Consider the following 13,384-nt stretch of genomic DNA (forward strand, 5'->3'; position numbering starts at 1 on the left):
TCGCTTTGCCCTACCCAATTTTAGGGTCTTTTGCTGCTTTAAATTTTAGAATTCCATCTTACTTCGTTTTCTTTGCGCTGTCTTTGCTGGTCGTTGCATTGGCGTCGATGTAGCCCATCTGGACGAGTTTTTCGTAGATTTGCATTATTACAGGTCCTGCCGCGCTTCCGCCGCCGCCTCCGTGTTCAACTAGCACCGTTACGGCGTATTGCGGCTTGTCATACGGCCCGAAGCTCGTCATCCAGGCGTGCGAGCGGTGGAAGTAGTCCATATCGGCCTCTTTCATTCGCTTTTTGGTGGTCTGCGAGATGCCTACTACCTGCGCGGTGCCCGTCTTGACCGCTAGAGGCACTACTGCGGTATGGATGAGCTTGTAAGCGGTGCCTCCGTCGGGGTTGTTGCCGACCTCATACATCCCGCGTCGTACGAGGGGTAGCTGCGCCTTTTCTTTCGGAGTGAAAAGCTCGGTAGGGGCAAATTCCACCGGCTTGCCGTCGATGCTTTTTAAAAAATGCGGCGTGATAGCCTTGCCCGAGGCGATCTGCGCGGTGTTTTTCGCCACCTGCATAGGGGTGACGAGCACGTCGCCCTGGCCGATCGAGGCATTGACCGTCTCACCCTGATACCACGCGCGCTTAAATTTCTGCATTTTCCAGGCCTTATTAGGCATCGTGCCTACAAACTCATTGGGTAGATCGACGCCTGTTTTACTACCAAACCCCAGACGCTGCAGATACGCAGACATATAGTCGATCCCCACCAGCAGCGAGCCTTCGTAAAAATACACGTCGCAGCTGCCTTTAATCGCTTCTACTAAGCTCACGCGGCCGTGACCCCAGCTCTTCCAGCAGCGAAATTTACGCCCCCCTAGCTCTATCGCGCCACTGCAAAACACGCTCCAGTTCTCGTTGATCTTGCCGCTGTTTAAAAAGCTCATCCCTACAGCCATTTTAATGACCGAACCGGGCGGATAGAGGCCGTTTACGAGCTTATTCGTAAAAGGATGGCGTGGATCTTTTATCAGCTCGTCCCACTGCGCCTGTGAAATTCCGCCCACGAAGGTGTTTAGATCGTACTCGGGGAAGCTGCCCGCCGCGATAATAGCGCCGTCGCGCAGATCCATCACGATCGCTACGCCATCCTTGTCTTTAAAAATTTCCTCGAGGTATTTTTGCAGCTCAAGATCGATAGTAAGCGAAATTTCGCTGCTGCTGGGCTCTTGCATCGAGATCTCCTCTACGACCTGATTTAGCGCCGTAACCTTCGTCTTGCGCTCGCCCTTGCTGCCCTGCAAAAGCTCGTTATAATACCCCTCGACGCCGCTTCTGCCGTTGTATCCGGTAAGCGCGCTTAGGGGGTTATTTTGAATATCTTTTTTATTGGCACGGCCTACATAGCCGATGATGTGCGAAGCAAGCGCGCCGTAAGGGTAGAAGCGCTGCGAAGCGGGTGAAATTTTAATATTTTCGTGCAGGCTTAAGCTCGCAAAATGCTCTATCGTAGCGTTATAGTCCAAAAACGGCACGACTTCGATAAAGTCTTGATTATAAGCGGAATTCGCGTCCTTGTAGCTCTTGCTCATCGCGGTAACATTGAGATCTTTGAAGTAGCGCGAGATGTTATTCAGCTCGCTTTGCAGTGCGGCGTCTTTTAGATGCGGCGCGATAGATAGAGAAAAGCCGAGATTGTTTATCGCGAGCGGGCGGCCTTTGGCGTCTAAAATTTGACCGCGCACCGGCGGGATGTATTCGGTGGAGATGACGTTGTTTTTAGCGACCTGCTCGTAGAATTCGTTCGATTTGATCGAAAGATAATAAATTCTAACCAAAAGCATGCTAAAAAATAGTATCACGAAAGCAAATACAAACTTTAGCCTCATACCAGCCGCCCCTTAAAAAAGAGCAGAGCAAGTAAAATTTCAATCACGATGTAATTTAAATACTCGCCGCTTAGGGGCAGATATTCGCTCTTTTTGATCGCAGAGATCGCGTTGCTCACCACAAAGACCAAAACATAGCTAATCATCACGTAAAAGCAGATCAAAAAATTCCTAAATTTAATATATTTAAATGAGTTTTCATAGACCACGAAATAAAATATACAATACGCGATAGCCACGCTGAATAGGTTAAATCCGTGGATCTGCTCGGCGCAAAATAGATAAAAAATAGAGAAAAACCAGGTAAAGCCGAACTTTTTAAATTTCACGTCGTTTTCGTATTTTTGCACCACCATCGCCGTGAAAAAAAATCCGATCAGCGGCGGCAGCCCCCTATACACCGCACTTAGAAGCAGGTAGAAAAGAACCCCCGCGCTAAAAAGCGTGTCCGCTATAAGGTATAGATAAGTGCGATTTCGTTGCATACCGGAAACTTTTTGCATTTAATACAATCGGCCCAAATTTTTTGCGCGGGTAGCTCGTCCTTTGGGATTTCGGTAAAACCGAGGCGCCCAAAAAATTCCTTTTGATAGGTGAGCGTAAATACGCTTTTTAGCCCGTAAAATTTCGCTTCGTCTAGCAGCTCGTTTACGATAGCTCTGGCAATGCCTCGCCTGCGAAACTGCGGAGCGACGATGAGCGAGCGCACCTCGGCAAGATCTGCGTTAAAAATTTTAAGCGAAGCAAAGCCCGCTAAAATTTCGGCTTCTTTTAAGCACTGCGATTCGTGGGGCTGCGAACGTTCGGTTTGAAAAACGCTCGCTTCTTGCGAATATTCGCTCCGCCAAATTTGCTCTTTGCCGGCTTGCGCGCGGCTCGCCCCAGATACGGCTTGCGCTGCGCTATTTCGTGGCGCGCTATTTTGAGACGTAGCTAGTTGCGGCGCAAAATTGCCCGCGGCATTTTCTGCGGAATTTTCAGAAGTATTTTCGGCAAAATTTTCTGCGGAGCTTTGGATTAAATTTAAATCCGAATTGCGCGCTAAATTTAAATCGGAATTCCTGGCTAAATTTAAGTCGGAATTTTCTTTAGAATCGAAACTCAAATTTTCCTTGGAATCAAAACTCGTATCCGCCTTAGAATCGCAGCCGAACGCCAGCACGTATGAGCGGATATTTGATGCGATCTCATCGCTTTCAAGCGGCAAGATCACGCCGTTTTGCACCTCCTCTTTTACGAGCTCTTGCATACGCGAAATGTCGCAAAGGCGCGCCTTTTTTAGCCGTATCATCTAAAATTTTCCCTAATCTTTGCGCGATCTTCGCGGCGGATTTTATATCCACTAAATTTAATTATTTTGAAATTCTGCGCCGCAAAATTTAACGTATTTAAATTTAGAAATTTCATAATCCAAACGCCCCGTGCACGATGATCTCGCGCGCTTTTTGCAGCCCGCCGCTCTTTAGCGTAGAGACTAAAACCGCCTGCGGATCGTGCCTTAAAAGCTTTGCGCGCTCGCTTTGGTTGAGCTTGTCGGCTTTGGTGTAGAGCCTCACGACCTTTTGATCGCCGCGCAGAAAACTAGCGAGATAGTTTTGCAAATTTTTATCTATCGCAAGATCAAACTGTCTCGCGTCGATGAGATGGACGAAAAGCTTGATATTTAGGCGCTCTTTGATAAACTCGTCGAGATTTTTTTGCCAGATATAATGCAGTTTTTTAGAAACCTTGGCATACCCGAACCCCGGCAGATCCACGAAGATCAAAGAGATATTTTCCCCCAAGCTCTCAATATCCGAAAAAGCGGGGTTGCCCGCTAAGCTTAGCGCGGATCTACCTGTAAAATTTAATTCGGGGCTTTGTGCGAAATTCGGCGCGAGACCTGTCGCAATATCTGTCTCGCGATCCGATCTAAAATCCGCCGAAGCGCTTTTTAAATTTAAAACGAAATCTTGCTTTAAATTTTGCTCAGACGCCACAGCCTCCGCGCGCTCTTGCGCGCAATTTGCAGCCGAGCTTAAAGCCTCTTTGCTCGCTAGATCGAGCGATGTTTCATTTTGCGAGCTGTCCGAGTCTGCGGCAAGCTTTTGTTTAAATTTAACTTCAAAGAAATTTATCAGCTGCGTTTTACCCGGCGTCGAGCTTGATTTGGCTAGATTTTTGCGCCCGGTAAGCGCGTTTATCAGGCTGCTTTTACCGACGTTGGAACGCCCCAAAAACGCCACTTCGCTCATCGCAAACTCGGGCGCACCCGCGATATTTGCGGCGGAGGTGATAAACTGCGCGCTACTAGGATAGATCATTTGTTTTGATCTTCGACCTGAAAGATCAGACGCACGGGCTTTTTCTCGCCGCCGCCGCTTTTGACCTCGTAGGTGCCCTTTTGGCGATTTACGATGATCTTATCGCCGTAAACTTCCTTTTTGGTCTCGGCCTCGTGCAGATAGGCGTTATTTTCGAGCGTGTAAGCTTCGATGGTCGGATCGTAGGTCAGCACGCCGCCCTTGCCGTCGTAATGCTTCTGATTGAGTAAAATTTTAAAATTTGCGTTTCCAGTCGCGACATATTTAGTAGGCTGACGCTTGGCGTCGAAATAGATCGTCACTTTATCGGAATTTAGCGTATCATAAGCGCCCTTTTTGATACGGACGTTGCCCGTCAGCACGCTGATCTGCTTGATCTCGTCGGCGAAAAAATTATCTGCCGTGACCTCGACCTGCTCCTGCGCGGCACTGAGATTAGACGCGCCAAAGCCCGAAATTAGCGCGGCTGCGAATATTAGTTTGTGGAGTTTTGATCTTTTATTAAATACCATGCGTGGATTCCTTTTGAGTTTGTTTGTTTGGTTTTAGTATCGTAGCTGATGCTTGCGCCCGTGATACGGTCGCCGCCTTGGCGCAGCACGTACGGCACGTCGGAGCGGACGATCTTGCTGCTCGTATCGTAAATGATCTCCTGCGCAGTGTAATCAAAGCCTCTGCTATTTACGTAATGCGCATCGCCGTTAAATTTTATCAGCTCGCCGGCGCGCGTCGCGGTTTTTGAAACCAAAGTGTGATTCATATCCGCGCTAATCTCCTCGGCTTTAAAATTTACAAACTCGTCGCGATCCTTATAGCGAGTGCCGCTGTCCGCGGTAAATTTAGCATCCACGCGCTCGCCGATCTGATAATCGACGATCTTTTTCATCTCCATATTCGCAATGCTTAGATCCTGCCTAAACATATCGCTAAAATACGGCGTCTGCACGCTTAGAAAGACCATCGCGACGCAAAAGATCCCAATCGCGACGTAGAAAATTTTTATCACCATCGCTCGGCCCCTTTTGATCTGCGCGGAATTTCGCCTCTCGCAGGCATTCTCACGCGCGCTTGAGAAATTACAGCCATTTGCTATTCCACTCTTCGCGCATGCCGTTTTTATCGACGAGTATTTCGATCATCTCGCGCACCGCGCCGCAGCCGCCGTTTTTGCTTAGCGCGACGTCTGCTTTTAGCGAGCTTAGCGCATCGGCGGGCTTGAAGCTGATCGCGACCGCATTTAAAAGCTTCGCGTCGTTTATATCATCGCCGATCGCGGCGGCCTCATCGAAGCTTAGGTTTAAATTTTTTAAAATTTGCTCCGCCCTTGAGAGCTTGTCTTTTTCGCCTTGAAAGAGCGTATCGATCTTTAGCTCGCGCGCGCGGTTTGCGACGATTTGCGAGCTTTTGCCGGTGATGATCGCGACCTTTAGCCCCAGCCGCTGCCACTCCTGGATGCCGAATCCGTCTTTTACGTTAAATTTTTTCATCTCTTCGCCGCCGTTTGAATGGTACAGCCCGCCGTCGCTAAGGCAGCCGTCTACGTCTAAAAATATGATCTTTATCACTTCGTTTTCCGTTTTTTGAAATTTTGTGATTTTAACGAAATTTGGCTGAATTTTTGGCAAACGCCGTATAAATTTAAGCTGCGATCTTAGCCCTTAATCGGCACGTAGCCGCTATTTTCGATGATGCTTTGCCCCTGCGGAGAAAGGATCCAATCTATCAGCGTGCGGATATTTTCGTTTTTGTTGTTTTCATCGTAAACCGCGTAAATTTCAGCTACGAGCGGGTATTTGCGGCTAGAGATATTTTCTTTGTTCGGATACGCGCCGTTTAGGCTAAGCATCTTCACGCCGCCGTTTTGCACGATCCCCTCGACATAATAGCGAAACGAAAAGCCGATTGCGCTGCCGAAAAAGCCCGTGATCTTGCGCTTAGGCTGCGTTTCACCCATAAATTTTAAAAACGCGCTCTGGCTGCCGCTGCCTGCGTTTCGCTGCACGGCATCTATTCGCATGCGCTCGCCGCCTAGCTGCGACCAATCGTCAAACTCCCCGGAATAGATCCCTCGCACCTGATCCACGGTTAAATTAGATACTTTATTATTCGCATTTACGATAAAGACGAACGCCTCCAGCCCGATAGGCACGAAGCGCAAGCGCACGCCTTTTTTGCGCGCATAATCAAGTTGCTGCTTCGAAGGGGCGGCGACGAAAATGAGATCCGCCTCGCCGTCGCTTATGGCCTTGTAGGCGCCGCGGGTATTGCTAAATTTAAGCCTGCTAGCATTCGTGAAATTTTGCCCGTCAAATTCCACGCTTTCTTTGGGATAGTTTGCCGCGACGAATGCCGAAAATACCGGATATAGCGCGGCTGCGCCGTCGATTATCGGCAGATCGCCGCTAAGTTTTAAGCTAGAGCTAACGCGCACGATCTGCGAGCCCTGCTCAAACGGCAGAAATTTATGCAGCTCGATCGATTTAGCCTGCATCTCGGCGCTGCTTTGATTTACGTATCGCTTCACGACGAGGCTGTAAAACGCAAAATCGAAAGCCGCCAGGATAAACACCAGAAAAATGGCGATAATTGCACGCTTCATCTTAGTTTCCGTTTGCGATATAGGAGATAATCGAGCATTTGCTATGCAGATACAGCGCCGCTGCGACTAGCGCACAAACGCTGATTGCCCAAGCTGTAAATATTACGGCGATCGTTTTTTGAAAAATTTCATCGCTCATTTTGCGCCTCACATATGCGCAAGCGCGCTATTAAGCAGCCATAAAAAGCCTATTAATGCAGCCGAAAAGATTATGAACAAAAACGCGGAGAGGATCAGAAGATTTCTAATCTTTCTGCGCTGCTCGGGCGTGCTTTTAGCGGATTTAATAAATTTTACCAAATACACGATGAGGAAAATAAACGAAATTATCGGCAGCGCAATCAAAACCGAGATCGAGATGAATAGATCCGGAAGCCACTCAAAATATACCAGCGGAGCAAGAGTGCACAAAAACGCAACCGTCGAAATAATTATAAATTTTTTATCTCTTTTATGGCGCTCCGGCTCGTCTTTTGATCTGATAAATTTAATCAAGCACGTGACAAGCCAAACAAAGCAGATCAAAAAGAGCACATTTAAAATCTCCATAAGCGATCCGAAATTATTCATCTTTTACCTTTAAATTTTAATATGCAAAGCGGCGGTTTAGCGCTCCGGCAGTGCGAAATTTCATATAGCATAGTTCGCGGTTTTCGCGGCGGGCGCAAATTCACCGCCAGCGGTCTTAATAAAAGCGGCGCGCTTTGCCCGAACAAGGGCGAAATTTTGCAAATTTCAAGCGGCGGCGAGAGTAAAATTTCAAACGCCGATAAAATTACAAAACCGCGAATTGCTAATTTTGCTAAATTTAGCGCGCATTTGCCGTTATAAAACGCCCTTGGTGCTAGGCACGCCGGCGCGCTCGTTTATACTTATCGCGCGACGGAATGCGACGGCAAGCGCCTTAAACGCGGCCTCTGCGACGTGATGTAGATTTTCGCCGCGGATCTGGCATAGATGCAGCGTTAAATTTGCGTTGAAAGCCAGAGCGCGGAAAAACTCCTCCACGAGCTCGGCGTCAAATTCGCCGATCTTGCCGCGCTTTAGGCTCGGGCAATCAAATACCAAAAACGCGCGGTTGGAAAAATCAAGCGCCGCAGAAACCGCCGCCTCGTCCATCACGAGGACGCTATCGCCGAAGCGCTCGATGTTTTGCGCGGGATAGATCACCTCTTTGATCGCGCTTCCGAGCACGATGCCGCAGTCCTCGACGCTGTGGTGAAAATCGACCTGCAAATCGCCCTCGCAGCGCAAGCTCAGATCGATCCACGCGTGCTTGGCAAACGCGCTAAGCATATGATCGAAAAAACCGATGCCCGTTTGTATCTGCGCCGCGCCGCGCCCATAAAGCTCCAGCTCAAGCTCGATTTTGGTCTCTTTCGTAGCCCTATTTTTGCTTATCATCGCGCAATCCTTAAAACTAAATTTTGTTTGAAATCTATCTAAATTTCACTAAATTTCGGTTAAAATTTTGGCTAGCTTTTCGGAATTTACGCTGCCGATCTGGCGCAGGTTCGCAATCTCGGCGCCCTCTTTAAAAAACAGAATCGTAGGCGGGCCGAATACGTTGAAATGCGCTTTTATCGCTCTGTTTTGCTCGCTATCTTCGCTAAGATCGATCTTTAAAAGGCTAAATTTATCAAGAGCGCCAGCAAGAGCGGGATCTGCGAACGCTCGCTCGCTCTGCTCGCAATTTTTACACCAGCTAGCCCAAAAGTCCACTATCACGGGCTTTTTGGAATTTTCTATTTCGCCCCGCAACTGCGCCAGATCGTGCACAAACGAAAAATGCGTGTCGCTTAAATTTTTAGCGCTAGAAATTTCGCCCGCCTGCAAGCTCTCGCCCAAGCCGCCGCTGGAATATCTCGCGTTTTGCGGGATTAGATTACCAAGCGGTCTGGAAAAATCTTTCGCGCCGCTGGCAAAGCCCGCGAGTAGCAGCGCCGAATATAGCGTGATTACGAGAGCCAAAGCGCGCTTTATCCCGCCTGCGCCGCCGTCAAACAGCCCCAAAAATCCTGCGAAGATCGCGCCTAAAACCGCGTAAATCAGCAGGCTTAAATTTTCGCCAATGAGCGTGCGCGAAATCCACACCGCCGTAAAAAGCAGCAAAAAGCCGAAAATTTTAGGTACCGCCTCCATCCAAGCTCCGGGCCTAGGCAATGCGCCGCCGAGCCCCACCACAAGCAGTAGCGCGCCGCTTCCGAGCCCGAGCGCAAAAAGAGCCGCCGCACCCAGCAGAACGTCGCCGCTGCCCGCGATGTAAACAAGCGCGCCCGCAAGCGGAGCGGAGATGCACGGCGATACGACGAGCGCCGAGATAAGTCCCATCGAAAAAACTCCGATCAGGCCGCCGGCATTTTCGCTTTTGCTATTTAAGAAGCTTTGAAAGCGCGCAGGCAAGCGGATCTCATAAAATCCAAACATAGAAAACGCGAGCGCGGCGAATATGAGCGAGGTTAGGATCAGCGCGGGCGGAGTTTGCAGCAGGCCCTGTAAATTTTGCCCAAAAACCGCCACGAATGCCCCTAAAATCGCATACGAGCTCGCCATCCCGAAAATATACGCGAGACTTACGGCGAGGCTTTTTTTCGCGCTCGGCTTCGAGGAAGTTTTCGCCACGATGATCGACGAGAGGATCGGGATGAGCGGATAGACGCAAGGACTTAGCGAGAGCAGCACGCCGTAGCCGAAAAACAGCGCGATCGCGGCGATGAAGCTCTTGCTGCCAAGAACGTTTAAAATTTTATCCTGCTCGGAGATGGAATTTGCGTCGCGTGGGTTTTTGTGCGCGGAGGATTCATCGGAATTTACAGCAGCGTTTTCAGCCGAGCTTGCCGCGGAATTTCCCGCTACGTGAGAGTCCGCCATGGAATCTGTCCCTGCGCCCGCTGCTGCGGCATTGCTTTTAAAATTTACAGTCCCGCTCTGTGCGCTGTATGAGGCAGAAATCTGCGCGGAATTTCCGCCGCTTCGGTATTTTTTCAGCTCGGAGTTTGAAATTTTGCTGATCTGATAGCCCTCCACCACGCGCTTGAAGCTGAAACCGAACTGCTGCGGCTGGTAGCAAAAGCCCGATTTCGTGCAGCCCAAAAAATCGCCGTTAAGCACGAAATCATCGCTGTCTGCGGTATTTGCAAGCACAAGGCCCAAAGGCACGGCGATGCTAAATTTGCCCTCGTAAATTTTATAATCCTTGTATTCGGTCGCGGCGGGCAAATTTATTAAATTCGTTACCTCTGCGCCGCCAATGAAAATTTTTATCTCGTTTTGATAGAGATAGACCCCGTCCGCGATATCAAAGCTTAGCGTTACGCTATCGCTTTGCGCCGCCACGTTAAGCTTGAACGCATCGGAGGGTTTCAGGGGCTCGGCGCCTAAACCTAAAAGAAAAAGCGCTGCCAAAATAAGTGATCTGATCAAATTTTATCCTTTGAAATTTTTTCCTACATTCTAACGTAATAAGTATGAATTTATAGTGTAATATAAAGAACTTTTTTGTAAAATTCCTTAAAATTTTTAGGAGGCAATATGAGCAAAGAGATCAAAACCGAAACTGGCGAAATAGCGCTGAAAGAGATAGAATTTAAAAGCTCAAAGTATGAAAAAATCTCGTTCAAAGACTACGAAACGCTGCTTGAGAGATACCAGATCGAGCTTTTGAAGCTGCAAAAATTCGTAAAAGAAAAAGGCTTAAAAATTTTGATTTTGATGGAGGGGCGCGATGCGGCGGGCAAAGGCGGCACGATCAAGCGTTTAACCGAGCATCTAAACCCGCGCGGATGCCGCATCGTGGCGCTCGAAAAGCCGAGCAACGTCGAAAAGACGCAGTGGTACTTCCAGCGCTACGTCGCGCACCTACCCAGCGGCGGCGAGATCACGATATTTGACCGCAGCTGGTATAACCGCGCGATGGTCGAGCCGGTGATGGGCTTTTGCACTCACGCCGAGCATAAAGATTTCCTGCGCCAAGTGCCTAAATTTGAGGAGCTTTTGGTAAGTGCGGGGATAATTTTGTTTAAATTTTACTTTTCAGTTTCTAAAGAGGAGCAAAAAAGGCGCTTCGAATCGCGCCGTACCGACCCGCTGAAGCAATACAAACTCTCGCCGGTGGATGCGAGATCGCAGGAGCTGTGGAATCAATACACGCTCGCAAAATACTCGATGCTGCTCGCTTCAAATACCGAGTTTGCGCCGTGGACGATCCTAGATAGCAACGACAAAAAGATCGCGCGGCTAAACGCCTTTCGCTGCATCCTCTCACGCATAGACTATCCCGAAAAGATCGATGCAAAGGAGCTTGCGGTGGATCCAAACCTCGTGCGAAACGGCACCAGGGAGATAGTGCTAATGGAGGATAGCCAAAAAAGCGAGGCTTGGCGCAAGCTGGAAAGCCCCTCTCGCAAGAACAAGAAGGATAAGAAAAAGGGTTAAATCTTGCCAATGAAGATTACTCGCTAGGGAGGCTTGCTAGGAATTGCTTCATTAGGGATTTATTTCCTAATATATAGAAACGCATTAAATTCTATGATTGTGCACCTCAAGATTCTTTGAAATTCTATCTAATGGGATGGAATTCTACACAACGCCACGGGCTACGTGATGAAGTATATCACGTTTCAATTCCTAATGGAATAGAATTCTACCTCGTCGCTTGCTTTTCTCTGCGGCTGTCGCCCATAGTTTCAATTCCCAACGGGAATTGAAATGCGAAACTCACATATCCCGCATTCACCGCCTTTCCGTAGAATTCTATTCCATTAGGAATTGAAACGCTCTTTGTGCCGGCAGATATGGCTCGGCATAGGGTAAAATTCCATCTTGTTTGTAATTGCTACCAGAGCCGATCAAAAAAAATCAAACCCCAAAAGCTTCGATGTGTAAAATTTCATCTATCCCCATTTTAAAATTTAATGTGCCGTTCTGTAAGATGCTTGTTTGTGCAAGTCGGTTTATCTTTACGGCATAATATGCGAAATTTTATAAAATTTTATGTTTATTTTATGCAGTATTCTGTATAATTCATACGGATAAACGAAGTATTTTGCTATTTTTACTTATGAATAACACGATTTTTATTCATTTTATACGATTTTATGTATAATTAACGAATAAATTTGTATAATTTTCATATGTTAGAAACGAGCGATATATTCAACATTTTGCACAATGCCGTCGAAGCCAAAAATAACGGCAAAAAGATCTCGCACGCCGCGATGGCGCAGAGGTTAGGCGTGTCGATGCGGACGTATCAGGACTGGCGCTTGGGCACGACCAAGCCGCAAGCCGCGACCGCGATATGCCAGATGTTGTGCGAGCTCGATAGCGACGACGCTGCGTTTGTGCTGCATAAGATAAAAAAACTTATAGGAGAGTAGAGTGCAAAACATTACTTTGCAAGAAAAGCTGGATCTGCAGGGCGTCTTTCGCGTGATTTATGAGAAAAAAGAGTCGAAATTCGCGATCTTTTACAAGGCGCTTTTGAAGAAATTTTTTAAAAATTTTAAAAAATAACTGGCGGAGGCATTTATTTATTATACTTTATGTGGCAAAGGCGGTAGTATCCATTAAATTTAGATGATTTTTCCTTTTTATGACGACCACGCCGATATTCTTTGTTTTGCAGTTTCAGAGGATGCTACCAAATTCTGCTTTATAAAATTTTTTCCATCTTTCTGCCTCTTTGGCATCATCTAATTTAATTTTAAATTCTATACTTTGGCTCATGATCTTAAATTTGTAGCGTAAATTTAATTGAAATTAATGCGGAATTCTTACTTTAAATTAGCTTTTAAGATCCATAGCGTGCATTTTTACCAATATTTTGAATTTGCTATTAAATCAGTTGCATTTAAATCTATTTATATTGTGGCAAATATACAGTTCGTTAAAATTTTAATTTGTGAGTAACTCCAAAATCTCATTCGTAACCCATAAATTTAACATATTTAGTAGGTGAATTGAAACCGAATGAATTTCGCATAAGTGCCCCATGCTGTATCTTATCCCAGCCACAACTAATCTTTTTAAATTTTATAGCGAGATGAGAATTCTACCCATTCCTGCCGCAAAAAGTGTATGGCGTAAATCCGTTTTGATTTCAATAAGAAGAATTCTATCGCCTACGCAAATCGTGCAATAAGCCCATTTATGCATTTCAATTCCCAAAGGATAGAATTATTCCACATTCCTGCGGGACGCTATAAAATGCAGTGGTAGAAGTTTCAATTCTCAACGGGATGGAATTCTACCTAACGCTCGGCGTAAATCCTCGCACGGCTCAAACCCGTTTCAATTCCCAACAGGATGGAATTCTACATGATACGCGCGTCAATAAATACGTAGGCAAAAAGCGTTTCAATTCCCAACGGGATGGAATTCTACGCTCCTTAAGGAGTGCGTAGATGTGGGGGATCGAGTTTCAATTCCCAACGGGATGGAATTCTACTAAAAACAAGCAGGGCGAAGTTCAGGCAAGCAGGGGTTTCAATTCCCAACGGGATGGAATTCTACTAAAAACAAGCAGGGCGAAGTTCAGGCAAGCAGGGGTTTCAATTCCCAACGGGATGGAATTCTACTAAAAACAAGCAGGGCGAAGTTCAG

At 47.2% G+C, this 13,384-nt stretch carries 16 protein-coding genes; 4 read left to right on the forward strand and 12 right to left on the reverse strand.

The genetic code is table 11. The features are described from left to right. Nucleotides 1-58: 58 nt before the first annotated feature. From mrdA to dsbD, 12 genes are all read right to left on the reverse strand, one after another. On the reverse strand, nt 59-1,879 hold the full coding sequence (mrdA, locus tag Q0393_RS02610) for a penicillin-binding protein 2 (RefSeq protein WP_298977672.1): 1,821 nt from the start codon (nt 1,877-1,879) through the stop codon (nt 59-61). Then, the gene (locus Q0393_RS02615; protein WP_297880117.1) at nt 1,876-2,364 is read right to left on the reverse strand and encodes a hypothetical protein; all 489 of its coding nucleotides are present in this window, start codon (nt 2,362-2,364) and stop codon (nt 1,876-1,878) included. Before Q0393_RS02615 ends, mrdA begins: the two co-directional genes overlap by 4 nt. Continuing rightward, complete coding sequence (locus tag Q0393_RS02620; protein ID WP_367179166.1) at nt 2,331-3,170, reverse strand: GNAT family N-acetyltransferase; 840 nt, start codon at nt 3,168-3,170, stop codon at nt 2,331-2,333. Before Q0393_RS02620 ends, Q0393_RS02615 begins: the two co-directional genes overlap by 34 nt. Before the next feature lie 112 nt (nt 3,171-3,282). Continuing rightward, the gene (locus Q0393_RS02630) at nt 3,283-4,182 is read right to left on the reverse strand and encodes a GTPase (protein ID WP_298977676.1); all 900 of its coding nucleotides are present in this window, start codon (nt 4,180-4,182) and stop codon (nt 3,283-3,285) included. Beyond that, nucleotides 4,179-4,694 (reverse strand): lipopolysaccharide transport periplasmic protein LptA, encoded by a 516-nt coding sequence (gene lptA, locus Q0393_RS02635; RefSeq protein ID WP_298977679.1) that lies wholly within the window; start codon nt 4,692-4,694, stop codon nt 4,179-4,181. Before lptA ends, Q0393_RS02630 begins: the two co-directional genes overlap by 4 nt. After that, nucleotides 4,658-5,191, reverse strand: a complete 534-nt coding sequence (gene lptC / locus Q0393_RS02640; RefSeq protein WP_298977682.1) for an LPS export ABC transporter periplasmic protein LptC — start codon at nt 5,189-5,191, stop codon at nt 4,658-4,660. The genes lptA and lptC overlap by 37 nt, the downstream gene beginning before the upstream one ends. Before the next feature lie 67 nt (nt 5,192-5,258). Further along, nucleotides 5,259-5,747 carry an HAD family hydrolase gene (locus tag Q0393_RS02645; RefSeq protein WP_298977685.1) on the reverse strand — a complete coding sequence of 163 codons (489 nt, stop codon included), beginning with the start codon at nt 5,745-5,747 and terminating at the stop codon, nt 5,259-5,261. A gap of 86 nt (nt 5,748-5,833) precedes the next feature. Continuing rightward, nucleotides 5,834-6,781 carry a substrate-binding domain-containing protein gene (locus Q0393_RS02650; RefSeq protein WP_298977688.1) on the reverse strand — a complete coding sequence of 316 codons (948 nt, stop codon included), beginning with the start codon at nt 6,779-6,781 and terminating at the stop codon, nt 5,834-5,836. 1 nt (nt 6,782) lies between these two features. After that, nucleotides 6,783-6,920, reverse strand: a complete 138-nt coding sequence (locus tag Q0393_RS02655; RefSeq protein ID WP_297949063.1) for a hypothetical protein — start codon at nt 6,918-6,920, stop codon at nt 6,783-6,785. An 8-nt stretch (nt 6,921-6,928) separates the two neighbouring features. After that, entirely contained in the window at nt 6,929-7,351 is a 423-nt protein-coding gene (locus Q0393_RS02660) for a hypothetical protein (protein WP_298977691.1), read from the reverse strand. A 255-nt stretch (nt 7,352-7,606) separates the two neighbouring features. After that, the gene (gene hisB, locus Q0393_RS02665; protein ID WP_298977693.1) at nt 7,607-8,185 is read right to left on the reverse strand and encodes an imidazoleglycerol-phosphate dehydratase HisB; all 579 of its coding nucleotides are present in this window, start codon (nt 8,183-8,185) and stop codon (nt 7,607-7,609) included. Nucleotides 8,186-8,233: 48 nt separating this feature from the next. Further along, nucleotides 8,234-10,204 carry a protein-disulfide reductase DsbD gene (gene dsbD / locus Q0393_RS02670; protein ID WP_298977695.1) on the reverse strand — a complete coding sequence of 657 codons (1,971 nt, stop codon included), beginning with the start codon at nt 10,202-10,204 and terminating at the stop codon, nt 8,234-8,236. 108 nt (nt 10,205-10,312) lie between these two features. On the opposite strand from dsbD, the gene ppk2 reads away from it, so the two are divergent. From ppk2 to Q0393_RS02690, 4 genes are all read left to right on the forward strand, one after another. Beyond that, nucleotides 10,313-11,215, forward strand: a complete 903-nt coding sequence (ppk2, locus tag Q0393_RS02675) for a polyphosphate kinase 2 (RefSeq protein WP_297881392.1) — start codon at nt 10,313-10,315, stop codon at nt 11,213-11,215. Between the two features lie 698 nt (nt 11,216-11,913). Continuing rightward, the gene (locus tag Q0393_RS02680; protein ID WP_040303199.1) at nt 11,914-12,159 is read left to right on the forward strand and encodes a helix-turn-helix transcriptional regulator; all 246 of its coding nucleotides are present in this window, start codon (nt 11,914-11,916) and stop codon (nt 12,157-12,159) included. Between the two features lies 1 nt (nt 12,160). After that, nucleotides 12,161-12,295 (forward strand): hypothetical protein, encoded by a 135-nt coding sequence (locus tag Q0393_RS02685; RefSeq protein WP_005869088.1) that lies wholly within the window; start codon nt 12,161-12,163, stop codon nt 12,293-12,295. An 890-nt stretch (nt 12,296-13,185) separates the two neighbouring features. Continuing rightward, nucleotides 13,186-13,362, forward strand: coding sequence for a hypothetical protein (locus tag Q0393_RS02690; RefSeq protein WP_298977699.1), 177 nt, complete (start codon nt 13,186-13,188; stop codon nt 13,360-13,362). Nucleotides 13,363-13,384: the final 22 nt, after the last annotated feature.

The organism is uncultured Campylobacter sp. (assembly GCF_938015785.1).
In the GTDB taxonomy this organism is placed as follows: Bacteria; Campylobacterota; Campylobacteria; order Campylobacterales; family Campylobacteraceae; genus Campylobacter_B.